We start from the raw sequence: 26,152 nt of genomic DNA, 5'->3' as shown, positions 1-26,152 counted from the left end.
AATCCGCGAAGCTGCCTTTCCACAAGCAAGATGGCCTTTGAGTGGTCCATATGTCGAAGCGAGCAAGAAGATGAGCGGATCGCGATCAAATCCTACCGGCACGGGCGACTGGACGTCGCTGGATGCGTTGAGCCGCACCATCGAGGGGCTGGAAGCGCGCATCGAAGGCCTGATGGGCACGGCTGCAGCCCGGGACACGCACCAGCGTGTGGCAAACGGGTATGCCGCGGCACCTGAGCGGGCGCCAATGCCGGAACGCGCTTCCCTTTCGGACCGCACACCACGCACTGAGCGCGAAGCCTATGCCCCGCGCCCGTATGAACGTCCGCTCCGCACCGAACGTGCGGAAACCGATCTACGGTCCGACCCGCTTGCCGAAATCCGCCAGCGCCAACGTGCGCTCGAGGCAAGCCGCGAGCGCCTGCACACACGCCGCGAGGAAGCTCCAATTGCCGAACGGCCGCTGCTTGGCGCGCGTGTTGGCGAAAATCCGGCTTCGCGCCAGCCGCTGCCTTCGGCGCTGCGCTCCGCCCCCGAAAACTCCGTCGATATCGCCCAGGCGCTGGTCAATCTGCGGCAGGACCTCAAGCGGGACATTGCCGAGAGCGTTACCCGCGAAGTCAGCGCACTGCGGGCTGAAATCCGTGATATCCGCAACAATGCCGAGGACAAGCATTTCGCCGCCGATGTGCGCGAGGACATGGCGCGGCTTGCCGACAGCATCAGCCAGCTCGCCGGTCATCCCGGCCAGCCGGAAACGGCCGGCCTGAAGGCAGAGTTCGAAGAACTGCGCTCGCTGATGGACGGGCTCGCCCGCGAGGATTCGCTGCACCACGTCGAACGCCAGGTCCAGGCGATCGACACGACCGGTCTTCAGGACGAGCTGGTATCGCTCGCCTACCGCCTGGACGATATCAAGCAGCATCTGGGCAGCATGAGCGACAGCCCCGCCGTGCACGCGTTGGAAAACAAGCTGCTGTCGATCGCCACCGCCGTTGAAAGCTTTGGCGGCATGATACAGCCGCAGGATCAAGCGATGCAGCGGCTCGAAGGCCGCATCAGCGGCCTCGCCGATCAGCTCGACATGATGAGCCGCGACGCCGCGCGGCGCCAGCCGACGGACGATCTTTCCGGACGCCTCGAGGCGCTGGCGATGCGCATCGATGAACTCGGCAATGCCAAAGCGGCTGCCCGGCTGGAAGAGCGCTTGGATCAGCTTTCCTACCTGATGGAGCGCTCGCAGAAGTCGGCGCCGCAACCGGAACTGATCAACCACCTCGCCGATATCTCCCGCAAGATCGATGCGCTGGAACAGGGCTCGGTCGACCATGCACTGGCCGAACGGCTGGATTACCTGGCCCGGCGCATCGACGAAATCGACTTCCATCCGCCGCATCCGGCCGCAAACCTCGACGATGGTGCCGTCCGCCGGCTGGAAGGCCGTCTCTCCGATATCGCCATGCGGCTGGAGGCGAGCACGGCAGCACCGCCGACCGATACACAGGCGCTGCGCAATCTCGAAGAGCAGATCGCCCATCTGTCGACGCTGCTGACGAACGAGCCGCGCGCCGTTGCCGACCAAATTCCCGCCGATCTCGACCGCCGCATGAGCGCGATCGAAGATTATATGGCGACCAATGACGAGTACATCATCGAGGCTGCCCGCCATGCGGCGGAAGCCGTCGTTGAGGCCTACTCGCGTGAAGGCATGCTCGGACACGGCGTAGCGTCCGCCGACATGTCGGCGATGACCGCGCTTGCGGAAGACCTTCGCCATCTCGAAGACCTCAGCCGCAGCAGCGACGAACGCACCCACCGCACCTTCGAGGCGCTGCACGACACGTTGCTGCAGATCGCCGACCGGCTGGACCACATGGAACATCGCCAGCCGGCGCCTGCCATGCCCGCCGCAAATTTCGAGAGCGACGCTTTTGCCCCTTCCGACACGACGGCGGTGAAGCCGCCTTCGGCCGCACCGCAGAAGGCCGGGCCGGTCATCCGTACCGTCGCGCCTGCCGAAACCGCAGCATCGCCGGAAGCCGTCGTCGCGCAAGCGGTCGATGCCGTCACCAAGGCGGAGATCAAGGCCGCGGCAAAGAAGGATGGGGGGAAAACCAGCCTGCTCGCCAGCCTCGGCAGACGTTTCTTCATGCCCGAGAAGGCCGAACCCATCTTCCTGCCCGACCGGCCCGTCATCGAGCAGGCGCCGTCGATCGATCCGGTCGACATGATGCCCGCCGAGGAAGCGAATGAGCTGCTCGAGCCGGGCTCGGGCGCGCCTGATATCAAGAAGATCCTGGAACGCGTGCGCGCCAGCCAGAATGCCGCACGCAATGGCACCGTCAAACAACCGAGCGAAAACGAGCGCGCCGACTATATCGCCGCCGCTCGCCGCGCCGCGCAGGCGGCCGCGATGGAAGTGGACCAGACGCAGCGCTCGGCTCCCACCCCCAAGAGCGGCGAGAAGAAACGCGGCGCATTCTCGCGCTTCCGCCGGCCGATCCTGCTCGCGGTCGGTGCGGCCCTGCTCGCCATTATGGCCTTCCCGCTCGTTAACACGCTGACGCGCGGCCAGAAGGCGCCACCACCGGCCGAAGTCTCGGTGCTGACCTCGGCTGCCGAAAGTACGACGACAAGCGGCACAGCCGCCAATGCAGCTCAGATGCCGGCATCGGCGGCTCAGGCGGCAACGAATACGTCCACGACACAGGCACCGGCGACACAGGCTTCGGTCGCCGATGCCGGAGGAGCCGCGCAATCCTCCGCAACGCCGGCAAATCCGGTCGTCGCGCCGACGAACGATCATCTGACGGCCGCAGCACCGCTCGACGGCAACTCCACCAGCGAAACCCTGACGCCGGCCAGCAGCGCCGCACCGGCTCAGCAAACCGCAGCCTTCGTTCCCGCCAACACCACGGCAACCCCGGCACCTGCCGGGGCTGAGGCATCCCCGCCGGCCACCGCGATCACCGTGCCTGACGGCATCCAGCCGCCGACCCTCGTTTCCGCCGCCAAATCCGGCGACCCCGTCGCTCTGTTCGAAATCGGCGCGCGCTACACGGATGGCCGCGGCGTGGCAACCGACCTCAAGCAGGCGGCAAGCTGGTATCAGCTTTCCGCCGACAAGGGTTTCGCGCCGGCGCAATACCGGCTCGCCAGCATGTACGAGAAGGGCAATGGCCTCGAGCGCGATCTCGCCAAAGCCAAGCAATATTACGAGCAGGCCGCCGATCAGGGTAATGCCAGCGCTATGCACAACCTTGCCGTCCTCTACGCCTCGGGTGCGGCCGGTCCACAGGATTATCCGACGGCGGCGAACTGGTTCATCAAGGCGGCCAATCTCGGCGTATCCGACAGCCAGTTCAACCTCGCCATCCTCTATGCGCGCGGCAATGGCGTGAAGCAGGACCTGCAGGAATCCTACAAATGGTTCGCAATCGCCGCCAAGGGTGGCGACAAGGACGCAGCGCAGAAGCGCGACGAAGTGGCGAACGCCATGAAGCAGGACGAGCTTGAAAGCGCCCGCGCCAAGGTCGATCTCTGGAAGGCGCAACCGCTCGACGCCAAGGCGAACGGCACGACCATCCCCGAGGAATGGACGACCGGCAAAGGTGTCAACACCGCCTCGATCGACATGAAGAAGGCGATCCGCAACATCCAGGCGATCCTCAACAACAACGGCTTCGATGCCGGCACGCCGGATGGCAATATGGGCGGCAAGACCGTCGCCGCGCTGAAGAGCTTCCAGAAATCGGTCGGCCTGCCGCAGGACGGCCGGGTGACAGATCAGGTCGTCAAGGAACTTCTGGCCCGCAACAAATAAGAAGGCTTCATTTCCGATCGAGATGGAGCCTTCGAACCCGCTGACGCTGCGATGCGCGATCTCGAGCCACGTCTTTCAGGCGAAAGCCCGTTTTGCCTTGATGCTGTTCTCATTGCGGCTGCCGATTGCGTGATCAACTCATCGGCACATTTGCGAAATTCGGTAGCAAATGCCACCGACCCACAAGGGCCGATCGCTTGGCGCCAGTAGCGGCTTTGCCCCGATCTAATACTGTCGTCGCCCTCCTTCGACATCGTGCAGCAACGCTGGCGGACGGTTCGCTGCAGGTCAGCGTCCAAGGCTGCCAGCGGCGGCGATGATCTCCGCCGCGGTCGGGAAGATGGAGAGGCTGTTCGGTCCGTCGAGCGCTTCGATTTGTGCCCAGCCGATGGTGCCGTTCGCATCAACCAGGAAGTGCCCGACGAGCTGGGTAGCGTGGCTCTCGAATATTGCATTATCGGCTTCATCAAGCTCGAAGCGGTCCTTGGCGTTGAGTACCGTGTTGGCTTCCATCGGGTGTAGCGGTTCTGGCAGCTCGCCTGTTGAGTTGATGCGTGCCGCTTGGAATTGTGCCATCGTTACGCGATATGGCCATTCGGGCTGCTCGCTGCTCCCATCGGGCAAGAACTCGGCATGCGGCACGCCGTAGGCGCGATGTGAGCGGCAGTCCGGGTCGCATAGAAGCATTACCGGCGTCGGCCGGTGGCGGAAATATAGCCGGGCGCGTTCCACCGGCGTGTTGATAACGGCCACGGTCTCCACCCCGGCGGCGCGCAGGGTTGGCTGCACGCTGGCGAGCTGTTCTACCTGACGCCGGCAGAACGGGCAGTGCAGCCCGCGAAAGAAGCCGATCAAGAACGGGCGACCGCGCAAGTCGGCGAGAGAGACCGTTCCCTCGAAGTTGGCCGAAGCTAGCGCGAACGCGGGCGCGGAATCTCCAGGCTGCAGCAGGCGCTTCTGGTCTCCCATGGAATAATTCCTTTTTCGTATTGTCCAGGTGAACGACCGAAATTCAACTGTATCACTTGTCGGAAGAAGGCCAAGTGCTCCGGCCACGCGCCGGCTTTGCCTTGCTGTGAAAATCGTCACACAATCGCGGAAAATGCCGCGTTAGAGTGAAATGAACAATGCGATAGCTGAATGACGCCATGGTTTTTCCTAAGGCTCTGGCAATCATTTCAGATTAGAATCGTCTGTTTAAAGGGGAAATTGTTCACAACTATCCGTTCGTTTGGGCTCGGATAGCTGCAACTGGGATCAGACCGTGACGATCTATCTGCCGATCGCAGAACTGTCGGTGAATATCTTTATTATTCTCGGCATGGGCGCCGCCGTTGGGTTTCTCTCCGGCATGTTTGGTGTCGGCGGCGGCTTTCTGATCACGCCGCTTCTGATCTTCTACAACATTCCGCCCGTCGTCGCCGTCGCCACCGGCGCCAACCAGGTCGTCGCCTCGTCGATCTCGGGCGCCATCACGCATTTTCGCCGCGGCTCGCTGGATATGAAGCTCGGCACGGTGCTGTTGATCGGCGGCCTTACCGGCGCCACTGTCGGCATCTGGATCTTTTCGCTGCTCCGGCGCATCGGCCAGCTCGATCTCTTCATCTCGTTGCTTTACGTCGTCTTTCTCGGCACGATCGGCGGGTTGATGCTGTGGGAGAGCCTGAACGCGATGCGTCGTGCCGCCCGCAACGAGCCTGCGATGCCCCGCAGGCCCGGCCATCATAGCTGGGTGCACCGCCTGCCGCTGAAGATGCGCTTCAAGAAGTCGAAGATCTATCTGAGCGTCATTCCCGTAATTGGCCTCGGTTTCGGCATCGGCATCCTGACCTCAGTCATGGGCGTCGGCGGCGGCTTCATCATGGTGCCGGCGATGATCTATCTGCTGCGCATCCCGACCAATGTCGTCGTCGGCACCTCGCTGTTCCAGATCATCTTCGTCACCGCCTACACGACCGTCGTGCAGGCCGCGACCAATTATTCCGTCGATATCGTGCTGGCCTTCCTGCTGATGGTGGCGGGCGTCGTCGGTGCGCAATACGGCGTGCGGGTCGGCCAGAAACTGCGCGGCGAACAATTGCGCGCCTTGCTCGGCCTCCTCGTACTTGCCGTCGGCCTTCGCCTGGCGATTGCCCTGGTGGTCACGCCGGCCGATATCTATTCCGTCGTGCTCGAAGGAGCGGGCCGATGAGACGTTTCGGCCCGATGCTCGCAGCCGGTCTCCTGCTTGCACCATTGAGTGCAAAGGCGCAGGTGCTGCTCGACCAGCCGACGACCTCCACGACCGCGCGCGAGACGATGGAGATCGGCACTTCAACCAGCGAAATCGCCATCACCTCCGATTTCACCGGTGCCGACCTGACGATCTTCGGCGCGCTTTCCAACACCGACCAATTGCTGCTGGCGATCGGCCAATACGACATCGTCGTCGTGCTGGAGGGACCGCGCGAGAACGCCACGGTGCGCAAAAAGGAACGTGTCTTCGGCATCTGGGTCAATACCCGGTCGATGACCTTCGAGCATGTGCCGCAGGCCTATTCGCTGTCGAGCACGCGCGCAGTCGACAACATCACCGCGCCGCTCGAACTGAACGACCGCGGCATCGGCGTGGATCATATTCAGCTAACTCCAGTCGGTTTCGTCGGCAGCGGCGCGGATGTGCCGGAATTCCGCCAGGCCTTCCGGCGGCTGCAGGAGATCGGCGGCCTCTACGAAAGCGACCCGGCCGGCGTGCGCTTCGTCAGCTCCAGCCTGTTCAGGGCAACGTTGAGGTTGCCTGCGGACGTTCCGAACGGCGTGCATACCGTGCGCGCCTATCTCTTCAAGAGCGGCAAATTCCTGACCGATAAATCCCTGCCGCTGCGCGTCATCAAGACCGGCATCGAGCAAACGATCACCGATGCCGCCCATGAACGCCCCATCGCCTATGGCGCGTTTTCGGTGCTGCTGGCGCTGATTACGGGATGGACGGCGAGCTTCGTGTTCCGGAAGAGCTGATCAGGCGCTCCTCTTCCGCTCCACCACGTCCAGATAGGCTTCCGTCAGCCGGCCGAGCACCGACGGTGTTCCCGGCGGCAACACCTTGCCCAAGTGCTTTGCCCGCAGCTCGTCCATGAAATCCTCCCAGAGCTTCGGCCCGCCATCTTCCAGCAGTTCCGCGCGGATCGACAGTTCTTCCGAGACTGGCAGATGCTTGCGGCCCCAAGCCCCCATGTGGGCAAAGAGCGGCACGAGGTCGATCGCCATTTCGGTGAGGCTGTAGACGGCCTTCTGCTTGTGGGTCGGATCGTCGTCTCGGGTCAAAAGCCCACGCTCGACCAGCCGCTTCAATCGGTCCGCGAGGATGTTGGAGGCAATCCCCTCCTCCGAGTTCTGCAGCAGCTCGCGGAAATGCCGACGATTGCCGAACATGATGTCCCGGATGATGATCAAACTCCAGCGGTCACCCAGGATTTCCAAGGTGAGATTGACCGGGCAGCCGGAGCGATTGAGCGCGTCCATAAGGTTCTCCAAAAACTGCTTGCACTTTGCCACCAGTCGCGCTAATTTTCAACTGCTTGCTTTTAGCAACCGGTTTTGATTATGATACGGTTATCACCAAGGAGGAGACCGATGAGAAAGCTTGTTGTCTGGAATCTCATGACGCTTGACGGTTATTTCGAGGGAACGAAACCCTGGGACCTCGACTTCCATATGCTCGCCTGGGGCGACGAGCTGGAAAACTACGCGAAAGAGCTTGGCCAGGAAGGCGATCTGCTGATCTTCGGCCGCAAAACCTATGAAGGCATGGCCGCCTATTGGACGAGTGCGACGGAGACACCCGATATCGCCGCCTATATGAATGGCATCGCCAAGATCGCCGCCTCGCGGACGATGGACACGGCGGAGTGGAACAATACCCGCGTCGTTCGCGACATCGTCGCTGAAGTCAGGAAACTGAAGGAAGAGCCGGGCAAAACGATGTTCGTCTTCGGCAGCGCCGAAGTGACGGATACGCTTCTGAAAGCAGGACTGGTGAACGAAATCCGCATCTGCCTCGTCCCCGTTGTTCTCGGCCGCGGCAACCCGCATTTCAAGCCGGCGGCGGAACAGATTCCGATGAAGCTGCTCGAATCCACGCCGCTGAAGACCGGCGCGGTGATCCTGCGCTACGAGCCCGCGAAAGTGGCTTAGGCAGAGAGATTGCCGAAGCGTACCGAATAGATGCGGTCGCGGCCGAGCACATGGGCAATGAGGCTTTCCCGGTCAAACAGTCCGGTCATGGCCTTGTGGCGCAGGTCCAGGCCTCCGGTCATGATGCCGAAGGCAGGCATCAGCAGGCGGGCGCCGTCGGTGGCGAAACACGGGCGGCGAACGGATCTGTCGCGACGGCGGACAGTGGCAGACGGATGCAGATGGCCGGCGATCTCGCCGGCCTGCTGGCCGCCCCTCGGTTCATGGCGGAAGGTCAGTCCACCATAATGCATCTCATCGACGGAGCTACCGGGCAGATCGACCGTGCCATCCGGATCGTGATTGCCGTTGATCCATATCCATTCGCGGCCACGCGCCATATTGATGATCAGGCTGCGGAATTCTTCCGGCAGATGTGCCGAGCCGACGCGGTCATGGAAATTGTCGCCGAGCGAGACGACGAGCTTCGGATCGTAGCGGGAAATGACGGCGGCAAGCACGGTCAGCGTCGCCAGCGTATCGTAAGGCGGCAACAGCATGCCGCGCCGCGCGAAGGCTGCTCCCTTTTCCAGATGCAGATCGGAAACAACGAGGATGCCGGCATCCGGCAGATAAAGAGCCCCGAGCGGATCGCAGACGGCGGCAACACCATGAACGGCGGTCTCGACGCCCGAGGCAGGCGTCAATCCGTTCCTGACTTGGCCGTTCATCTCTCGCGCAAGCGCCAGGCGGTTCATCAACTTGGTCTGCCTTCGTTGTTTGGCATGTTTTATTCCATGGCCTCGCGGATCAGATCGTCAGCCGCTTCCGCCAGCACCACATCATGTGCCTCGCCCGGTACCGGCACCTTGCCGATTTCCAGCATCACCGGCACGGCGAGCGGCGAAATGTGGTCCAGCGCCCGGTGGGTGATGTGCCCCTTGATTCGCTTCAGCATATCCCCAAGACGGCCAATTTCCAAAAGTCCCGTGGCAGCGTCCTGCCTTGTCGCCTGCATCAGAATATGATCGGGCTCGTGGCTGCGCAGCACGTCATAGATCAGATCGGCCGATACCGTCATCTGCCGGCCGGTCTTTTCCTTGCCGGGGTGGCGGCGCTCGATCAAGCCGGCGATGATGGCGCAATTGCGGAAGGTGCGTTTCAGCAGGAAGGATTCATCGAGCCAGGCTTCTAGATCGTCGCCGAGCATGTCTTCGTCGAAGAGATCGGAAAGGCTGAGATGGCCATTGGCGATCATCAGCCCCATGTCCTCCAGCCCCCAGATGCCGAGCGAATAATCCGTGGCGATGAAGCCCATCGGCTTTGCGCCGGCCCGCTCGAGGCGCCGCGTCAACAGCATGCCGAGCGTCTGGTGCGCCAGCCGCCCTTCGAAGGGATAGGCGACCATGTAGGCGCGGCTGCCGCGCGGAAAGGTCTCGATCAGAAACTCGTCGCGCTTCGGCAGCAGCGACCTGTCCTTCTGCAGCTCCAGCCAGTCGCGCACCTGATCCGGCAAACGATGCCGGCGATCGGGATCGTCGATCATCATGCGCACCTGATCGGCAAGGTAGGTCGACAGCGGAAACTTGCCGCCGGCATAGGAGGGGATTTTCGGATCCATGGAGAAGGTCTGCGAGGCCAGGCATTCATTCTCGCGGATACCCTCGAAACGCAGCACCTTGCCGGAGAAGAGAAAGGTATCGCCGGGCGAAAGCTGTTCGAGAAAATACTCCTCGACCTTGCCCAGCGGTGCTCCGCCGCGGCCGAGCGACCCCAACGCATTGCGCTTCACCAGCCGAATGTTCAGCATTGCCTCTTCTACGATGGTGCCGAGGTTCAGACGATATTGCTGCGCTACCTGCGGATTGGAGACGCGCCAGCGACCCTCCGGGGTCTTGCGGATGCGGGCGTAGCGTTCGTAGGTTCGGAGCGCATAACCGCCGGTGGCGACGAAATCGACGATGCGCTCGAACGTCTCCCAGGATAGGTCGGCATAGGGCGAAGCGCTGCGGATCTCGTCATAGAGCTCGAGCATGTCGAAGGGTCCGGCGCAGGCCATTCCGAGGATATGCTGAGCAAGGACATCGAGCCCGCCGGCGCCGACCGGCGGCGTATCCTGCGCGCCGACATAATTGGCGTCGAGCGCCGCCTGGCATTCCATCACCTCGAAACGATTGGCCGGCACGAGGATCGCCTTCGACGGTTCGTCCATGCGGTGGTTGGCACGGCCGATGCGCTGGGCAAGGCGGGAAGCGCCTTTTGGCGCGCCGACATGGATGACGAGATCGACATCGCCCCAGTCGATGCCGAGATCGAGCGTTGAGGTGGCGACGACCGCGCGCAGCTTGTTGGCCGCCATGGCGGCTTCGACCCTCCGGCGCTGTCCGACATCGAGCGAACCATGATGCAGCGCGATCGGCAGATTGTCGTCATTGGCCGACCACAGCTCCTGAAACAGCATTTCCGCCTGCGAACGCGTGTTGACGAAGAGAAGCGTCGTGCGATGCTCTTTCAGCTCGCGATAGATATCGGGAATGGCGTATTTGGCGGAATGGCCGGACCACGGGATATGTTCATCGGTCTTAAGGATCGAAATGTCGGGCTTGGCGCCGCCGTCGACCATCACCAGGCCGGCATGCCGTTCCATCCCCTCCTCCTGCGCCACCAGCCATTTTTGCAGGTCCATCGGTTCGGCAACCGTCGCTGACAAGCCGATGGTTTGCAGATCGGGCGCAAGCTTGCGGAGGCGCGCAAGACCGAGCGAGAGCATATGGCCGCGCTTCGACGTCACAAGGGAATGCAATTCGTCGAGGACGATGTATTTCAAATCCTTGAAGAAGCGTTCGGCTTCATGATTGGCGAGGAGCAACGCCACTTGCTCCGGCGTCGTCAGCAGAATGTCCGGCGGGTTGAGCTTCTGACGTTGCCGCTTGCCGCTGGGCGTATCGCCAGTGCGGTTTTCGACGGAAACCGGCAGGCCCATTTCCGTGACCGGTTTCATCAGATTGCGCTCGATATCGACAGCCAGCGCCTTCAGCGGCGAGATGTAGAGGGTGTGGATGCCGGTGAAGGCGGAGCCGGGCGGGATCTTGCCGCGCCTAGTCAGATCGGTGAGCGAAGGAAGAAACCCCGCCAACGTCTTGCCGGCTCCGGTCGGCGCGATCAGCAACGTGCTCTCCCCGGCTTCGGCGCGGGCCAACAATTCAAGCTGATGGGCACGCGGCTGCCATCCCTTTTCCGTAAACCAGCGGATGAAGGGGGCAGGAAGGGCAAGGCGGCGCTCGGAATCGATCTGGTCCACGAGGCAAATGTAGTCGAATTGCGGAGGATAGGAAGCAGGGGGTTGGTTGAGGGCGCTTTGTGCCATGGGTCTAACCCACCCTCCGTCATCCTCACCTCCTCCCCTTGACTCTTCACATAATCACGGATAAAAAATATCCATGATATAAAAAGGACGTACCGATGAAACTCGGCGAAGGCGTTGAGCAGGCCATACACAGCGTCGCGATGCTGGCGGGACTGTCTGAGGGCAGCGTGCTCTCGGCGGCGGCGATTGCCGAGTTTCATGGGGTGTCGGTGAGTTATCTCTTGAAGCATCTGCAGGCGCTTTCCGGCGCCGGCATTCTTGACACCGTGCCCGGGCCCAAGGGTGGCTACCGGCTGGCGCGTTTGCCGGCCAAAATCACCCTGCTAGATATCGTGCTCGCCGTCGAAGGGCCGGCGCCTGCCTTTCGCTGCGCCGAAATCCGCCAGCGCGGGCCTAACCCGCTGTCTGGAAAATACTTCGCAAAGCCGTGCGGCATCAGCGCGGCGATGCTGGCGGCCGAGCGGGTGTACCGTGCCGAGCTCGCCAAGACCACCATTGCCGATATCCTCGCCGATGTCGCGGAGACCGACGATGGTGCCATCGCGGCAAGGGGCTGCGCCTTCCTTGCCCTCAATGAACGCAGAACCATCCGATAGATCCAGAACCCAAGGAGAGAACCATGCAACCTCGTTTCAACTTCGGCAAAGCCTCGCCCGAATCCTACAAAGCTGTCGTTGCGCTGGAAAATTTCGTCCAGACCTGCGGCCTTGAGCGCCGCTTCATCCACCTGATCAAGCTCCGCGCCTCGCAGATCAACGGCTGCGCCTACTGCGTCGACATGCATGTGAAAGAAGCCCGTCACGACGGCCTCAGCGAACAGTGGATCAACCTGATGTGCGTCTGGTGGGAATCGCCCGTTTACGACGACCGCGAACGCGCCCTGCTGCGCTGGGTCGACTCCGTCACCAAGATTGCTCAGACCGGCATACCGGATGCCGACTTCGAGCCGCTGAAGCAGCATTTCAGCGAAGAGGAAATCGTCAAGATCACCGTGGCGATCGGCACGATCAACATCTGGAACCGCCTTGCCGTCGGCTTCCGCTCGCAGCATCCGATCGATAAGGACGCGAAGGCGGCCTGACCACGACTCCAGAAACGAAAAAAGCGCGGGACCGAAATCCCGCGCTTTTTTTGTTTTCCTCAGTCTCGGCGAACCGAGACCGATAACGATCAAGCAGCTTCGGAAGCGAAGCCAGCCGTCGGAACTTCCGAGATGGTCTTCAGAACCTGGGAAGCGATCTGGTAGGGGCAGCCCTGAGAGTTCGGACGACGATCTTCGAGGTAGCCCTTGTAGTCGTTCTTGATGAAGGAGTGCGGAACGCGGATCGAAGCACCGCGGTCGGCAACGCCGTAGCTGAACTTGTTCCACGGAGCAGTTTCATGCTTGCCGGTCAGGCGCATGTGGTTGTCCGGGCCGTAGACCGCAATGTGGTCATGCAGGTTCTTGTCGAACTGAGCCATGAGCGCTTCGAAATAGGCCTTGCCGCCGACTTCGCGCATGAACTTGGTCGAGAAGTTGCAGTGCATGCCCGAACCGTTCCAGTCGGTGTCGCCGAGCGGCTTGCAATGGAACTCGATATCAATGCCGTACTTTTCGCAAAGACGCAGCAGCAGGTAGCGTGCCATCCAGATCTGGTCGGCGGCCTTCTTGGAGCCCTTGCCGAAAATCTGGAATTCCCACTGGCCCTTGGCCACTTCGGCGTTGATGCCTTCATGGTTGATGCCTGCTTCGAGGCAAAGGTCGAGGTGCTCTTCAACGATTTCGCGGGCGACATCGCCGACGTTCTTGTAGCCGACGCCGGTGTAGTAGGGCCCCTGCGGAGCCGGGTAGCCGGATTCCGGGAAGCCGAGCGGACGGCCGTCCTGGTAGAAGAAGTATTCCTGCTCGAAGCCGAACCAGGCGTCTTCGTCGTCGAGGATGGTGGCGCGGCTGTTGGACGGATGCGGCGTTACGCCGTCCGGCATCATGACTTCGCACATGACGAGGGCGCCGTTCGTACGGGCCGGATCCGGATAGATCGCTACGGGCTTCAGCACGCAATCGGAGCTGCGGCCTTCGGCCTGCATCGTCGACGAACCGTCGAAGCCCCAAAGCGGAAGCTCTTCAAGCTTCGGAAAATCAGCAAATTCCTTGATCTGCGTTTTACCGCGCAGGTTCGGTACCGGGGTGTACCCGTCGAGCCAGATATACTCGAGCTTAAACTTCGTCATTACGCACCTCATAAGGGTTTAACTACCCGAAGCAGAGAAAATTCGAAGGCGCCCGCCCGGAAATCTTCGCCACCTACGGCCGCCATGTGACATGCATTTGACATGCCAATTTGAGCGAGATGCGCTGCCGTTCGAAGAAAAATGCACAAATCGGAGTCAATTTTTGCCGATTTTCCATCGCCCCAGCTCGGATTCTCTCAAAATCGTGAGCAACTTGGCCGAAAGGTGCTGCCAACTTGTCGCAGTGCGGCAGATTCGAAGCAGCGCAACAATTAGGCGCCCGAAAACCACATTCCAACGCCACAAAACCTCAAAATTGCCTATAAATTCAACCTTTTGCATTTTTTTTGGGCACATCTCTCAAAAATGGCCTCCGACTCTGCTATATATAAGCTGTCTCTTGAAGCGCGCCCGCTGAACACCAAAAAGGGAGAGACATTGCAATGGCAACCAGCCCTCAACACGAAACGGCAAAGATTTTTCAGTTTCCCATCAAGACCCGAACCGTCCCGGCTGCTGGCCAACGCGATCAGGTGAACCTTGATCCCGATATCGGCCCGCGCATCGCGACGGCTGCTTTCGATAGCTGGTATCACGAAGCCGCCATTACGGAGTCCGACCAGACCCGCAAGCAATAGACGTTACCGCTCACCTATAGCGCGATATAGCGATCCGGCCATGGGCCGGTCAGGCGGATTTCTGGGTAACGAACAAAATGCCTTGCACCGGTTTTCCGGCATCCATGCGAATGATGCTGCGCGCGAGACTGAGGACAACAAAGCCACGAGCGGCCAATATCGTCCTGACATAGGCTTCCGAATGGGCGAAACGCAGGGAGTCGCGCAGAAGATAACCTTCCTCCTCTCCCGCATCCTCGACGGAAAAAGCGAACACGGCCCCGGAGACGGCTAGTTCCCCGACGATTGTCATGACGCTCTGAAGATTGCCGAGGTACATCAGCACGTCGGCGGCGGTAATCAAGTCGGCCCGTGCCGGCGTGAGCTCGCCGTCGAAAACGCCAGACTGGGGCGGAGGCAGCGAAAGATCGGCTTGTCCCAGGTGATCATAAATCCCCTTCTCCGCTGCCCTGGCGAGCATGCCTTTCGACAGGTCGAACCCTTCCAGCCGATCGACCCGCGTGCGGATTTCCGGACCGAATAGGCCCGTGCCGCAGCCGAGATCGACGGCAAGACGGAAATGCCCGGAAATGCCGGCCGTGTCGGCGACCAAAGCCGCAAGCTTCTGCGGGACACTGTAGTCGAGTTTTTCGACCAGCGATGTCTCGAAGCGATCGGCATAGTCGTCGAAGAGGCGCTCGACATAGCGGCTCGGCGGTTGGTCGGGCAGTTCGGCCGCTCCCAGAACCGAAAGCTTCAGCCGGGCGCCGAAGACATCGCCGGCATCGAGGGCCAGAACCTTTGTCAGCGCCTCGATGGCACCCTCTGTATTTCCCGCTTTTTCACGATAAGTCGCCAGGGTGAACCAGCCTGCGGCCCAGCCAGGCGTCAGTTCCAGCGCCTGCTCCATCAATTCGGCAGCGCTTGCCGGCTCACCGCTTTCGGCGAGCATCTTCGCATAGTCTGCGCGACGGTCGGCAATGACGTCGCCGGAGGAAAGCTCAGTCAGCAGCATGATCTCAGCCCTGTTTGATACCCGCCTTTGGACGCGGCCACAAAAAAACTCAAGTCCTATTTCAGGCAGACACATGTTTCAGGTAAGCACGGTTCGGTGCGCACTGTTTCGGTACGCATCGGGCAAAAGCGCTTGCGAGTCGCAAGCCGCAGCCTTATCTCAAAACCGCTCGACAGGCATTATGGAGACAGCCGCATGTCCGATCAGGTGAACAGGTTCCTCGGCGACTCGCCCGGCCGTACACTCGTGAAGCTTATCATCGTGTCGCTGATCGTCGGTTTCGTGATGAAATTCTTCGGCTGGCGGCCGCTCGACTTCCTCTATGGTCTCCGGCGCTTCCTCCTCGATCTCTGGCACAGCGGCTTTGCTGCGCTCGGCGAGTTCGGCGATTACATGCTGCTCGGCGCCACCATTGTCATTCCGCTCTTCATCATCCTCCGCCTTATCAATTACCGTCGCTGATATGATCCCCAAAATTCCGCTTTCCACGCGGCGCCCCGCGCTGCGCCTCACGGGCCTAGCGCTCGCCGCCGTCCTCGCGAGCTGCGCCACGCAGCCCACCCATGTTTCCAACACGCCGGCCAAAGACGAGACAGCTTCCGCGCTGCCGCTCGTCAACTCCCTGCGCGCCAAGAACGGGCTACCGCCACTGAAGATCGATCCAGCGGCCAGCACGGCGGCGATCTACCAGGCCAAACGGATGGCCGACGCCGGCAGGATGGAACATCTGATGGGTATCGGCGACAACTTCGGCACGCGCGTCAAGGCGAGCGGCGTCAAGTTGCCGGCGGCCGAAAACATTGCCGAGGGTCAGCGCGACGTGAACGCCGCGGTGACGGCCTGGATCAATTCGCCGAAGCATTTGCACAACATGCTCGGCAAATATAACGGTCTCGGCGTCGCCCTCGCCTACACCCCCTCTTCCAATGACAAGCCCTACTGGTCCATGGTGCTCTCTTCGAATTGAAGACGGGCTGATTGGACATGGATCATCGAGAGCATAGCGCAAGGGTTCTGCCTTTCGACGTGACGCACCGGCTGGTGCTGTCCATCGCCGTTCCGATGACGCTCGGCTTCATGACGACACCGTTGCTGGGTCTTGCAGATACCGCCGTCGTCGGGCATCTCGGCCAACCGGAAGCGCTGGCGGGGCTGGCGATCGGCGCGGTGCTCTTCGACCTCATCTTCGCAAGCTTCAACTTCCTGCGCTCTTCGACCACCGGCCTGACGGCGCAAGCCTATGGCCGCCACGACCGGCATGAGCAGCAGGCGGTGTTTTGGCGGGCACTGCTCTCGGCGCTCGGATGCGGTCTGCTGCTCCTCCTAATGTCGCCCCTATTGCTCTGGCTCGGCATCAAGCTGATGGGGCCTGAAGGCGGTATCGCCGACGCGACACGCACCTATTTCTCGATCCGCATGCTGTCCGGCCCGGCCGCACTTGCGAACTACGCCATCCTCGGCTTCGTGCTCGGGCGGGGTCAGGGCCGCATCGGGCTTTTGCTGCAGACCTTGATTAACGGCGTCAACATCATCCTTGCCATCCTGCTCGGCCTATGGCTTGGCTGGGGTGTCGCGGGTGTCGCCTGGGGCACTTTGATCGGCGAGGCTGTCGGCGCGCTCACGGGCCTTGCCATCGTGCTGCGCAGCTTTGCCGGTGAAGCGCGGCCCGCCCGGGCCGAGCTTCTGTCACGCGCCAAACTCACGCAGCTTTTTGCGCTCAACCGCGACATTCTCATCCGTACCTTCGTGCTGATCGGCGCTTTCACGCTGATGACCCGCATCGGCAACACGTTCGGCGCGGTGACGCTTGCCGCAAACGCCGTGCTGATGAACTTCTTTCTGCTTTCCGGCTATTACCTCGACGGGCTGGCGAACGCCGCCGAGCAGATCACCGGCCGTTCGATCGGTGCCAACTATCGTCCGGCCTTCGAGCGCGGGCTGAAGTTGACCGGGCTTTGGTCCTTCGGGCTGGCACTTGCCGCCGCCGTGTTCTTCTTCGCCGTCGGCCCGGCGCTGATCCGCATGCTGACGACCTCGCAGGAAGTTCGGGCCGCTGCTGAAACCTACCTGCCCTGGGCCGCCGTCACCGGGCTCACCGGCGCGCTCGCTTTTCTGATGGACGGCGTCTTCATCGGTGCCACCTGGTCACGCGACATGCGCAACCGCATGCTGATGTCGTTTGCCGGCTACCTTTTGGCACTTGCGGTCTTCGTGCCGACGCTCGGCAATCACGGCCTATGGCTGGCCATGAACGCCTTCCTGCTGTTCCGCGGCATTTTCCTCGTCATGGGGCTGAAAAAGCGCGCCGATCAGACGTTTCGGCTGGCCCAATGATCGAGCTTGCTGTCGCGCAGCTCGCGGATTGAGCCGGCACGCTCGCGGTCGAGCAGCTTCGACAGGCCGGTCACGATACGGCCCGGCAGGCCGGGGCCTTCATAGACCATGCAGGAGTAGAGCTGCACGAGATCGGCACCGGCCTTGATCTTCTCCAATGCCGTCTCTGCCGATGACACGCCGCCGACGCCGATAATCGGCAGGGCTGCGCCGACGCGGCGGCGCATCTTTGCCAGCACGACCGTCGATTTTTCGAAGAGCGGCTTGCCGGAGAGACCGCCGGCTTCCTTTGCCTGGACCTGATCCTTCAAGCCGTCGCGCGAAAGCGTGGTGTTGGAGACAATCAGCCCGTCCAGCGCATGCGCCAAAACTTCGGCGGCGATGTCGTCCATGCCCTCTTCGGTCAAATCCGGTGCGATCTTTAGGAAGACCGGGATTTTTTTGCCTGCCTTTGCCGCCTCTTCGTCGCGGGCCGCGAGGACCGCCGACAACAGCGCGGACAGGCTTTCACGCGCCTGCAGGTCGCGCAGGCCTGGCGTGTTCGGCGAGGAGATGTTGGCGGTGAAATAGCGCGCCACGGAATAGAAACGGCGGATGCCGGCGACGTAATCGGCGATGCGGTCGGCGCTATCCTTGTTGGCGCCGATGTTGACGCCGATGATGCCCTTGCCGCGGATCGGCTGCAGACGCCGGAACGCCGCCTCGTGGCCTTCATTGTTGAAGCCGAGGCGGTTGATGACACCTTCATCCTCGACCAGGCGGAAGATGCGTGGACGCGGATTGCCGGATTGCGGTTTCGGAGTCACCGTGCCGATCTCGGTAAAACCGAAGCCGAGCTTCAACAGAGCCTCGGGCACCTCGGCGTTTTTGTCATAGCCGGCAGCCATGCCGAGCGGATTGGCAAAATCCAGTCCGGCCACGGTCTGGCGCAGGCGCGGGTCGCTACCGGTCCGGCAGGCCGGAACAAGCCCGGATCTCAGCGCGGCGATCGACATTCCATGCGCTGTCTCCGGATCGAACATGAACAGACCGCGCCGGCCGAGATCGCGGAAGGCGCCGATCATTCCGGCATCTCCGGAAAGACATGCGCGCCGTCGGGGCCGAGCAATAGAGGCTTTTCCCAGAGCACGGTCGAAAGCTGGAGCGGCGCGTAGAGATGCGGGAAAAGATCGCCGCCGCGCGAGGGCTCGAATACCAGCTTGTCACCGAGCGCGTCGCCGTCGATCGCCACCAGCAGCAGGCCCTCCTGGCCGGCAAAATACCGCGCAGCCGTTTCCTTTGCCTGCGTCGCCGTCGACAAATGGATGAAATTGTCGGTCAGATCGATCGATGCGCCATTAAAAACGCCGGTTTGTCTGGCTTGCTGCCAGAGCGTATCCGGCACGATCTTGTAAACCACTGGCATCGCGGTCATCATCCTTACATGACTTTTGTCCTTGATAGGGCTTTGCACGAAAACCGTTGCCGATGTCCACGGGGAAAAGTGCAGATGGATGCACAGTAAAGCAGAAAATCCGGAGGATGACATGACGAAGGAAACGATATCGGGCCTTGCGGCCCTCATCCTGCCTGCCGCTCTTCTTCTCGCGACGCCCGGCCATGCCGCGGAGCCGGACCCGGCGCGCTTCCAGCTCGAGCGCAGCGGCGATCATTTCGTCCGTCTGGACAAGCAGACGGGCGCCATGTCGATCTGCGATGATCAGAACGGCAATCTGGTCTGCCGCATGGCTGCCGATGAGCGCGCAGCCTATGAAAACGAACTCGACCGCCTCTCAGATCGCGTCTCGAAGCTGGAAAAGACAGTGGCCGCAAGCAGTGGATCGAACCTGCCGAGTGACGCCGAGATCGATCGAACCCTCGGCATCATGCAGAAATTCATGCGCGGCTTCATGGGGATGGCGAAAGAATTCCAGAAGGAGGCGCCCGACACCCAGGCGCAACCGCAAAAGACCTGAAGCCACTGGAATCAAAAGCGAAAGCAGGGGGATAAAGGACCTTATTCCTACGCTCCGCTTTACTCGTAAAAAAGCCTCGGTTAACCTTTCTTTTAGGGCCAAACGCCGGACAATCCGGCTTCCGAGTGCTGAACGGCGATGCTGTCACATGAGCAGATATGGAGTGCAATCGACAGGCTTGCCGAACGGCATGCCCTCACGGCATCAGGTCTTGCCCGGCGCGCTGGCCTCGACCCCACTTCGTTTAACAAGTCAAAGCGGTTGAGCCAGGATGGGCGCCTGCGCTGGCCGTCGACTGAATCGATCGCCAAGGTTCTGGACGCAACCGGGGCCAGCATCGAGCAGTTTCTCGGCTTCATGCGGTCGGCGGATGGCGCCAGCGGCACATTCGATCGCTCCTTCCCAATGCCGGCAAGCTCCATACCGCTGCTCGGCTTTGCCCAAGCCGGTTCCGGCGGCTTTTTCGATGACGGCGGCTTTCCGGTTGGCCAGGGATGGGACATGGTGGAATTTCCGGTGCCGCCGGGGCAAAAGGGAGGCGTCTACGCGCTGGAAGTGCAGGGCGAGAGCATGCTGCCGCTCTATCGCGATGGCGACATACTGATCGTTGAGCCGGGCGCGCAGATCAGGCGCAATGATCGCGTCGTGGTCAAGACCCGCGAGGGCGAAGTCATGGCCAAGGTGCTACTGCGACAAACCGCGCGGTCGATCGAACTGCTGTCGCTCAACCCGGAACATCCGAATCGAAGCTTCGATCTTGCGGATGTCGAATGGATTGCGCGGATCATTTGGGCCAGCCAATAGGAAAGTTTTCTCGTGATGCGTCGTGATATTTGGCTTGCAAGCGTCGTAGGCGTGGTCCTCGGTTCGTGGCTGACGCTGATTGCCGTGCAGGTTGAGGAGCATGGCTCTGGCTTGTCGACCAAAGCCAAAGCGGAAAGCGCACCTGCCGTGAGCACGCCGGCGCCGACGGAAATGGCAAAGGCCGCCGTCCCGGCAACAACCGCTTCGGCCCAGCAACCTGCCGATACGAGCGCCGTACAATCTGCCGCCGTTGCCGCGGCGGCGGACAACAGCCATCAACCGCCTATAACTCCGACGTCGACACTGGAAGAGACGGCGAAAGCTCTTGTCGCCGACAGCGCGGCTCAAATTGACAAAGGCAGCTCCACCGCAGCCGTGCAGCCGGCAATTTTGCCGGAAAGCAGCGCGTCCACCGAGTTGGCGCAGCGAAAGACGACGCCGGCAAATTCGAACGAGACGCAACTGGCGCAGGCAACTCCGGCGGCCTCCGACCAGACCGATATAGGCCAGACGCCGGCAAACCAGATGCCGGCCGATCAGGTGGACAGGGAGCGGGAGGCCGCGGCCCACCGGACCGTGCCCGCAGAACCGCCATCTCAGCAAGCGTCGCCCGACGGTGATCAAAAGCCCAGCGAGCAGGCAAAGCCGGTGGAACTGGTGCGGCCGTTTTCAGACCGCGCCGGCATACTGACCATTGGCGGCAAGAGCGTGCAGCTTCCCGGCATCATTCCGACCGATGTCGACCGGATGTGCACCGGGCCGAGCGGCAAGAGTTGGCCCTGCGGGGCGGCGGCGCGTACGGCCTTCCGCATGTATCTGCGTGGCCGCACCGTCGACTGCGACCTGCCGAGCCCAACCTGGCAGGGTACGGTGATCGGCGCCTGCCGATATGTTCGCGTCGATCTCAGCGAATGGCTGGTACGGTTCGGCTGGGCCGAGCCGGAGGCCGGATCGCCGCTGGTCGCCCTTGCCGAACAGGCAAAGCAGCAGAAGCGCGGCATCTACGGCGACGATCCGCGCGTCGGCGGAAAATCAACGCTCGGGCCGGCGCCTGCCAAGGAAAACCCACTTAATCCAATCTGACATCACAATCTGACGCCGCGCTTCCGACACGAGCCCTTGTCATGAGAGGCGCGACTTTCTAGTCTGCTGCCAAATTGAAGGATTTTGATCTGCCATGAACAAGCCGCTTTCCGCCCACGAAGCCCTGATCTACGTCATGGTGATAGCATCCGCCGTCGATCGGACGATGAACGACAAGGAATTGGGGCGGATCGGCGAGCTGATCCACGCGCTCCCGGTTTTCGACGGTTTCGATGACGAGCGGCTGATCTCCGTTTCGCGCGATTGCGCCAAGCTTCTCGCAGGCAGCGAAGGGCTCGATATCGTGCTGGAGACGGTGCGCGACACCCTGCCGGCGCGGCTCTATGACACCGCCTACGCGCTTGCCGTCGAGGTCGCTTCTGCCGATTTCTCGGTCAAGGCGGAGGAGCTGCGCCTGCTCAGCCTGCTGCGCGACCGTCTTGGTCTCGACAAGCTCACCTGCGCCGCCATTGAGCGCAGCGCCATTGCCCGCTACCGCAAGGGCTGAGAAGCGTCCTCAATAGAGGCCGTAGGGAAAATAGCGCAGGTAGATTTCCTGGAGCCGGCCATCGCGTGACAGTGTTGCCAGCGCATGGTTGATCGCGGCCGTTAGATCGGCGTCCTGCTGGCGCAACATGATGGTCATGCCCTCGCCAAGGAATTGCTGCGAGAGATAGGGTCCGTCGAACAGCGCGCAGCATTTTTCGGCCGATGACGACGATACCCAGAAGGATAGTTGCAACCCATCGGCAAAGGCGGCGTCCACCTTGCCGTCCTTCACTGCCGCCAGGAGCGCGTCCTTGTCGTCGAAGGGCACTTGCTTGATGGCGGGGAAAAAGGCGGCGAGCATCGCCTCATGCGCCGTGCCCTTGACCACACCCACCGGATGACCGGTAAGGGCGGCGGCCGTCGTGCCGTCGATCGACGCTTTGAGATTGCGGACGAAACGGGCAGGCAACATCAGAAAAGGACGCGAAAAGGCAAAGCTCTTGCGCAGCTCGGACGTCACCGCGACGCCGGCGATCACCGCATCCCCTTGCGAGGCGGCGAGCGCACTCTGCAATTCATCGAAGGGCAGCGCCTGGATCTGACATTTGTCCGATATGCCGAGCTCGTCGCAGATCTCGCGGGCAAGATCGACATGAAAGCCGGCGAGCTTTCCATTCTGATCGGCGAAATTGAAGGGCGGGAAGTCGACGGAGGTCAGGAAACGCAGCCTGACCAGCGACGAAAGGTCCGGCTTCGGCAGCCGCTCGCGCGAATCGAATAAGATCGGCAGGCCGGACGGCGGCGCCTCTTGGGCCGCCAGAGGCATGGTGCAGGACGCGGGGATCAGCGCCGCGCATACCAAAAGCCTTGCCAAGGATCCCAACGCCGAAGGGCAAACACGCATGATGATCCAGCCTCCGGTCGGTTCGCGGTTTCCGATTTCGAAATCGGTGTAACAGAGTCGTGCCGAAGGGAGAATATACCGCCCTGCCCGTCCGTCGCAACGATCCCTTCAGGCAAAGCCGCCGATGCAATCGCATCGCAGTATTGCGATACTTGGAAAAGCGTGGATACACCGCAGAATCCGGCCTTGAAGATATCTGCGTTAGCGGTCGATTAAGCTCTATCGATTCTATTTGGCACCGACGACGTCGGCTCCGGAAGCCGATTGCATGACGCAGGTCGTCCGAACCTTGCTTGCCAAGGTATCTCATAAAATTCGGCTTCACTTGCGTGCACCAGGCAGCAAGCGCGATGTCCTTCGTTTCTCCAGGGAAAGCGGATCATTGCGCGCTGCCGTCCGGTGCGGCGCGATATCCCTCGGACGGATCGTCATGTTCAGGAACCTGAAAATCAAAACCAAGATGCTCGCCGTGATCCTGTTTTTCGGGATCATCTCCTTCGCCGGCCTGCTCTTCATCGTCAGCGAATTCCGCAAGGCGGATCAGGTCTACAGCGCCTTCCTCGACAACGAGGCGGTTGCGGCGACCCAAGGCACGCGCTCCAGCACTTCCGTTCTGGCCTCCGTGCTGCAGGCAAGCATGATGCTGAATTTCGACCCCGACAGCGACGCCTTCAAGACGGTTGCCGCCGGCAAAAGCCGCTTTGGCGAGGCCAAGGACCGATTGAAGCAGGCCGAAAATCAGGTCCCTGCGCAAAAAGCACAGATGGATCAGATCCTCGCCGGCATAGACGAGCTGGAAGCGCTGACGAACAAGGTGATCGACCAGCGCAAGAGCGGCGACGTCAAGGGCGCGAATGCGAATATGGCCGCCATCAGCGACAAGCTGACCGCGCTCGTCGTCAAGATGCAGGCCAATAACAATGAGTTGACCGACCGGATGAATGATGGCGGCGATGCCGTGTCCGCCCACGTCAATACCACGATCAACTACACGCTCGGCATTCTCGGCACTCTGACGCTTCTGGCCATGATCCTCGGCGTCTATGTCGCGCAGACTGGCATTGCGACGCCGCTGACGCGCCTGCATCGCCGCATGGTGACGCTTGCCAGCGGTGATACGGCGAGCGAGATCGAAGGTCTCGACCGTCGCGACGAAATCGGTCAAATGGCCTCGGCAGTTTCCGTTTTCCGCGACAACGCCATCGAACGCGCCCGGCTGGAAGCGCAAGCCGAAGTCGACCGTAATCTCAGCGACAGCGAGCACGCCGAACGTGAAGCGCGGCAGGCGACCGAAGCCGCGCATCTGCAGCAGGCAGTGCAGGCGCTCGGCGACGGTCTGAAGCGCTTAGCGCAAGGTGATCTCGTCACCCACATCAACACGCAGTTCGTCGCCCATCTCGATCAGCTACGGCAGGATTTCAACCATTCGCTCATCAAGCTGAACGAGGCCATGCAGGCGGTGGGTGCCAATGCACGCGCCATCAACGCCGGCGCCAATGAAATCCGCGGCTCCGCCGACGAGCTTTCCAAGCGCACGGAACAACAGGCCGCCGCCGTCGAAGAAACGGCGGCCGCCCTCGAGCAGATCACCACTACCGTCAAGGACGCCGCCAAGCGGGCGGAGGAAGCAAGCCAGCTTGTCGCCCACACCCGCTCCGGCGCCGAACGGTCCGGCGAGATCGTCCGCAACGCCGTCAGCGCCATGCAGCAGATCGAGAAATCCTCGTCTGAGATCGGCAACATCATCGGCGTGATCGACGACATTGCCTTCCAGACCAATCTTCTCGCTCTGAACGCCGGCGTCGAAGCCGCTCGCGCCGGTGAAGCCGGCAAGGGCTTTGCGGTCGTCGCCCAGGAAGTGCGCGAACTGGCGCAGCGCTCGGCCAATGCCGCCAAGGAGATCAAATCGCTGATCACCGCATCCAGCACGCATGTGCAGACCGGCGTCAATCTCGTCGACGAGACCGGCAAGGCGCTCGACGTCATCGTCTCGGAAGTGCAGGAGATCAACCGGCATGTGCACGCGATCGCAGAGGCCTCGCGCGAACAATCGGCCGGCCTGCAGGAGATCAACACCGCCGTCAACGCCATGGATCACGGCACGCAGCAGAACGCCGCCATGGTTGAGGAAAGCACCGCCGCCAGCCATAGCCTGGCAACAGAAGCCGCCTCGCTGACGGCCCTGCTCGGCCAGTTCCGCATGACCGGAACCGAAGGCAACTATATTGCTGCCGCGGCCCCCTCGAACCACACGCCGCGCGCCGTCACCCGCCCCGCGCCGCGGCCGGCGATTGCTCCGGTTCGCGCCGTCGAGGGGACGAAGGCACGCCCGGCACCCTCCCCTGCCCGCGCGCTCGGCCAAAAACTGATGAGCGCCTTCGGCAGCGGCAGCCAGACGGTGGCGGCTCCCACAAAGGACGCGGACTGGACGGAATTCTGAGCCCGCAACGCTGCTTGACGCAATAACGCGACACGAAAACAGGCGGGATGCTTCATCGCATCCCGCCTGTTTGTTTGAGGGAGCCTATCGGTCCGCTTTTCTTTTGGAGAGAGAAAACCGTTCGAAATCCGCGTGTCTGACGCTGTCGGATTCGCCCCGGCGCCTGATCAGCTTCGCGGGAGCGCCGACATAGACGCCATAGGGTATGGTTCTGCCCTTGACGACGGAATTGGCGCCGATGACGCAACCTTTGGATATATAAGAACCGCCGAGAATTTTCGCCCCGGCGCCGATCCAGACATCGTCTTCGATGACGACGGGCTTCTTGGTGACGCCCTGCATGCGAATGGGCTGTGTGGGATCATCGAAATTGTGGTCGAACGACACCACCATGGCATGGGCGGCGATCCGCACGTCGTTGCCGATCGTGATGCCGCCGCGTCCCAGCAGAATTGTGTAGTCGTTGAGGGAGACATTCCGGCCGATATCGATGCTGCCGCGTTGGGCATCGATAACGATCCCCCTGCGCAGAAAGGCCTTTGGCCCGATGCTGACGCTGCCATCCTTCCAGATGATCGTCGCGCTGCGCGGCACTTTCGTGCGGCGGGAAATCCTCAATGCACCGCGCGCGAAGATCGCCCTCAATCTGTAAAGCAGCGCAACATTGAGCATCGGCATCCCTTCCAGTCGAGGGATGATTTTTGGCAGGAATATCTGGCATTAACCTGAATGAAGATGGGTATTGTTGTGGCGATGACGCCGGCGCCAGCCGTCGTCGAAAATCAGGCTTGTGCGCCCATCGCGTTCGGACCGGACAGGCAAGTGCGTAGGCGCTCGGTAAGGCCGTCTATAAATAGCTGTTTATGAAGGAAGAACTGGAGCGGGTGAAGGGAATCGAACCCTCGTATTCAGCTTGGGAAGCTGCTGCTCTACCATTGAGCTACACCCGCCTGACATT

General features: G+C 61.6%; 25 protein-coding genes and 1 tRNA gene. 15 read left to right on the top strand and 11 right to left on the bottom strand.

The window, feature by feature from the left end; translation table 11 throughout:
- The first annotated feature begins 70 nt into the window (after positions 1-70).
- Positions 71-3,823, top strand: a complete 3,753-nt coding sequence (locus tag N2601_RS00855) for a peptidoglycan-binding protein (RefSeq protein WP_260303339.1) — start codon at positions 71-73, stop codon at positions 3,821-3,823.
- A 288-nt stretch (positions 3,824-4,111) separates the two neighbouring features.
- On the opposite strand, the gene N2601_RS00850 is transcribed toward N2601_RS00855, so the two are convergent.
- Complete coding sequence (locus N2601_RS00850; protein ID WP_104821950.1) at positions 4,112-4,792, bottom strand: redoxin domain-containing protein; 681 nt, start codon at positions 4,790-4,792, stop codon at positions 4,112-4,114.
- 295 nt (positions 4,793-5,087) lie between these two features.
- Here N2601_RS00850 and N2601_RS00845 point away from each other — a divergent pair, with 295 nt between their 5' ends.
- Together N2601_RS00845 and N2601_RS00840 are read left to right on the top strand one after the other, a co-directional pair.
- The gene (locus tag N2601_RS00845) at positions 5,088-6,014 is read left to right on the top strand and encodes a sulfite exporter TauE/SafE family protein (RefSeq protein WP_104824977.1); all 927 of its coding nucleotides are present in this window, start codon (positions 5,088-5,090) and stop codon (positions 6,012-6,014) included.
- Complete coding sequence (locus N2601_RS00840) at positions 6,011-6,820, top strand: TIGR02186 family protein (RefSeq protein WP_104821949.1); 810 nt, start codon at positions 6,011-6,013, stop codon at positions 6,818-6,820. Before N2601_RS00845 ends, N2601_RS00840 begins: the two co-directional genes overlap by 4 nt.
- Here the strand turns inward: N2601_RS00840 and N2601_RS00835 are convergent, their stop codons facing one another.
- Positions 6,821-7,324, bottom strand: a complete 504-nt coding sequence (locus N2601_RS00835) for a winged helix-turn-helix transcriptional regulator (RefSeq protein WP_104821948.1) — start codon at positions 7,322-7,324, stop codon at positions 6,821-6,823. It abuts the gene before it with no gap.
- 111 nt (positions 7,325-7,435) lie between these two features.
- Between N2601_RS00835 and N2601_RS00830 the strand changes: the two genes are divergently transcribed.
- Complete coding sequence (locus N2601_RS00830; RefSeq protein ID WP_104821947.1) at positions 7,436-7,996, top strand: dihydrofolate reductase family protein; 561 nt, start codon at positions 7,436-7,438, stop codon at positions 7,994-7,996.
- On the opposite strand, the gene pdeM is transcribed toward N2601_RS00830, so the two are convergent.
- Positions 7,993-8,733, bottom strand: coding sequence for a ligase-associated DNA damage response endonuclease PdeM (gene pdeM, locus N2601_RS00825; RefSeq protein ID WP_104821946.1), 741 nt, complete (start codon positions 8,731-8,733; stop codon positions 7,993-7,995). The genes N2601_RS00830 and pdeM overlap by 4 nt on opposite strands.
- Before the next feature lie 32 nt (positions 8,734-8,765).
- Positions 8,766-11,276 (bottom strand): ligase-associated DNA damage response DEXH box helicase, encoded by a 2,511-nt coding sequence (locus N2601_RS00820; protein ID WP_104824976.1) that lies wholly within the window; start codon positions 11,274-11,276, stop codon positions 8,766-8,768.
- Between the two features lie 161 nt (positions 11,277-11,437).
- Between N2601_RS00820 and N2601_RS00815 the strand changes: the two genes are divergently transcribed.
- Positions 11,438-11,938, top strand: a complete 501-nt coding sequence (locus tag N2601_RS00815; RefSeq protein WP_104821945.1) for an RrF2 family transcriptional regulator — start codon at positions 11,438-11,440, stop codon at positions 11,936-11,938.
- 23 nt (positions 11,939-11,961) lie between these two features.
- A complete protein-coding gene (locus N2601_RS00810) occupies positions 11,962-12,423 on the top strand; it encodes a carboxymuconolactone decarboxylase family protein (protein ID WP_104821944.1) in 462 nt (153 codons plus the stop codon).
- 89 nt (positions 12,424-12,512) lie between these two features.
- Here N2601_RS00810 and N2601_RS00805 read toward each other — a convergent pair whose 3' ends face one another.
- Positions 12,513-13,553 (bottom strand): glutamine synthetase beta-grasp domain-containing protein, encoded by a 1,041-nt coding sequence (locus N2601_RS00805; RefSeq protein ID WP_104821943.1) that lies wholly within the window; start codon positions 13,551-13,553, stop codon positions 12,513-12,515.
- A gap of 443 nt (positions 13,554-13,996) precedes the next feature.
- Here N2601_RS00805 and N2601_RS00800 point away from each other — a divergent pair, with 443 nt between their 5' ends.
- Positions 13,997-14,191: a DUF2735 domain-containing protein gene (locus N2601_RS00800; protein WP_104821941.1), complete on the top strand. Its 195-nt coding sequence runs from the start codon at positions 13,997-13,999 to the stop codon at positions 14,189-14,191.
- A gap of 49 nt (positions 14,192-14,240) precedes the next feature.
- Here the strand turns inward: N2601_RS00800 and N2601_RS00795 are convergent, their stop codons facing one another.
- Entirely contained in the window at positions 14,241-15,185 is a 945-nt protein-coding gene (locus N2601_RS00795) for a methyltransferase (RefSeq protein ID WP_260303336.1), read from the bottom strand.
- Between the two features lie 195 nt (positions 15,186-15,380).
- Here N2601_RS00795 and N2601_RS00790 point away from each other — a divergent pair, with 195 nt between their 5' ends.
- From N2601_RS00790 to N2601_RS00780, 3 genes are read left to right on the top strand one after another with little or no spacing between them, the layout of a single operon-like run.
- On the top strand, positions 15,381-15,647 hold the full coding sequence (locus N2601_RS00790) for a DUF6460 domain-containing protein (RefSeq protein ID WP_104821939.1): 267 nt from the start codon (positions 15,381-15,383) through the stop codon (positions 15,645-15,647).
- Positions 15,648-15,651: 4 nt separating this feature from the next.
- Positions 15,652-16,152, top strand: a complete 501-nt coding sequence (locus N2601_RS00785; RefSeq protein WP_199773560.1) for a CAP domain-containing protein — start codon at positions 15,652-15,654, stop codon at positions 16,150-16,152.
- 17 nt (positions 16,153-16,169) lie between these two features.
- Positions 16,170-17,519 (top strand): MATE family efflux transporter, encoded by a 1,350-nt coding sequence (locus tag N2601_RS00780; protein WP_104821937.1) that lies wholly within the window; start codon positions 16,170-16,172, stop codon positions 17,517-17,519.
- Here the strand turns inward: N2601_RS00780 and N2601_RS00775 are convergent.
- Together N2601_RS00775 and N2601_RS00770 are read right to left on the bottom strand one after the other, a co-directional pair.
- Positions 17,495-18,583: a quinone-dependent dihydroorotate dehydrogenase gene (locus N2601_RS00775; protein ID WP_104821936.1), complete on the bottom strand. Its 1,089-nt coding sequence runs from the start codon at positions 18,581-18,583 to the stop codon at positions 17,495-17,497. The two genes, N2601_RS00780 and N2601_RS00775, sit on opposite strands and share 25 nt — an antisense overlap.
- Entirely contained in the window at positions 18,580-18,936 is a 357-nt protein-coding gene (locus N2601_RS00770; protein ID WP_104821935.1) for a DUF952 domain-containing protein, read from the bottom strand. The genes N2601_RS00775 and N2601_RS00770 overlap by 4 nt, the downstream gene beginning before the upstream one ends.
- Before the next feature lie 109 nt (positions 18,937-19,045).
- On the opposite strand from N2601_RS00770, the gene N2601_RS00765 reads away from it, so the two are divergent.
- The 4 genes from N2601_RS00765 (at position 19,046) to N2601_RS00750 (ending at position 21,869) form a co-directional block, all read left to right on the top strand.
- The gene (locus tag N2601_RS00765; RefSeq protein WP_104824975.1) at positions 19,046-19,474 is read left to right on the top strand and encodes a hypothetical protein; all 429 of its coding nucleotides are present in this window, start codon (positions 19,046-19,048) and stop codon (positions 19,472-19,474) included.
- A 138-nt stretch (positions 19,475-19,612) separates the two neighbouring features.
- On the top strand, positions 19,613-20,278 hold the full coding sequence (locus N2601_RS00760) for a S24 family peptidase (RefSeq protein ID WP_104821934.1): 666 nt from the start codon (positions 19,613-19,615) through the stop codon (positions 20,276-20,278).
- A 15-nt stretch (positions 20,279-20,293) separates the two neighbouring features.
- Positions 20,294-21,361, top strand: coding sequence for a thermonuclease family protein (locus tag N2601_RS00755; protein ID WP_104821933.1), 1,068 nt, complete (start codon positions 20,294-20,296; stop codon positions 21,359-21,361).
- Between the two features lie 94 nt (positions 21,362-21,455).
- A complete protein-coding gene (locus N2601_RS00750) occupies positions 21,456-21,869 on the top strand; it encodes a tellurite resistance TerB family protein (protein ID WP_104821932.1) in 414 nt (137 codons plus the stop codon).
- A 9-nt stretch (positions 21,870-21,878) separates the two neighbouring features.
- On the opposite strand, the gene N2601_RS00745 is transcribed toward N2601_RS00750, so the two are convergent.
- On the bottom strand, positions 21,879-22,676 hold the full coding sequence (locus tag N2601_RS00745) for a transporter substrate-binding domain-containing protein (protein ID WP_245463966.1): 798 nt from the start codon (positions 22,674-22,676) through the stop codon (positions 21,879-21,881).
- Between the two features lie 508 nt (positions 22,677-23,184).
- On the opposite strand from N2601_RS00745, the gene N2601_RS00740 reads away from it, so the two are divergent.
- Positions 23,185-25,194 (top strand): methyl-accepting chemotaxis protein, encoded by a 2,010-nt coding sequence (locus tag N2601_RS00740; protein ID WP_260303334.1) that lies wholly within the window; start codon positions 23,185-23,187, stop codon positions 25,192-25,194.
- An 84-nt stretch (positions 25,195-25,278) separates the two neighbouring features.
- Here N2601_RS00740 and N2601_RS00735 read toward each other — a convergent pair whose 3' ends face one another.
- The gene (locus tag N2601_RS00735; protein WP_104824973.1) at positions 25,279-25,866 is read right to left on the bottom strand and encodes an acyltransferase; all 588 of its coding nucleotides are present in this window, start codon (positions 25,864-25,866) and stop codon (positions 25,279-25,281) included.
- Between the two features lie 204 nt (positions 25,867-26,070).
- A tRNA-Gly gene (locus N2601_RS00730) sits at positions 26,071-26,144 on the bottom strand.
- Between the last annotated feature and the right edge of the window lie 8 nt (positions 26,145-26,152).

This window comes from Rhizobium sp. CB3060, from assembly GCF_025200735.1.
In the GTDB taxonomy this organism is placed as follows: domain Bacteria; phylum Pseudomonadota; class Alphaproteobacteria; order Rhizobiales; family Rhizobiaceae; genus Rhizobium.
Note: the sequence above shows the minus strand (reverse complement) of the source record. Positions and strands in the feature narration are given on the sequence as shown.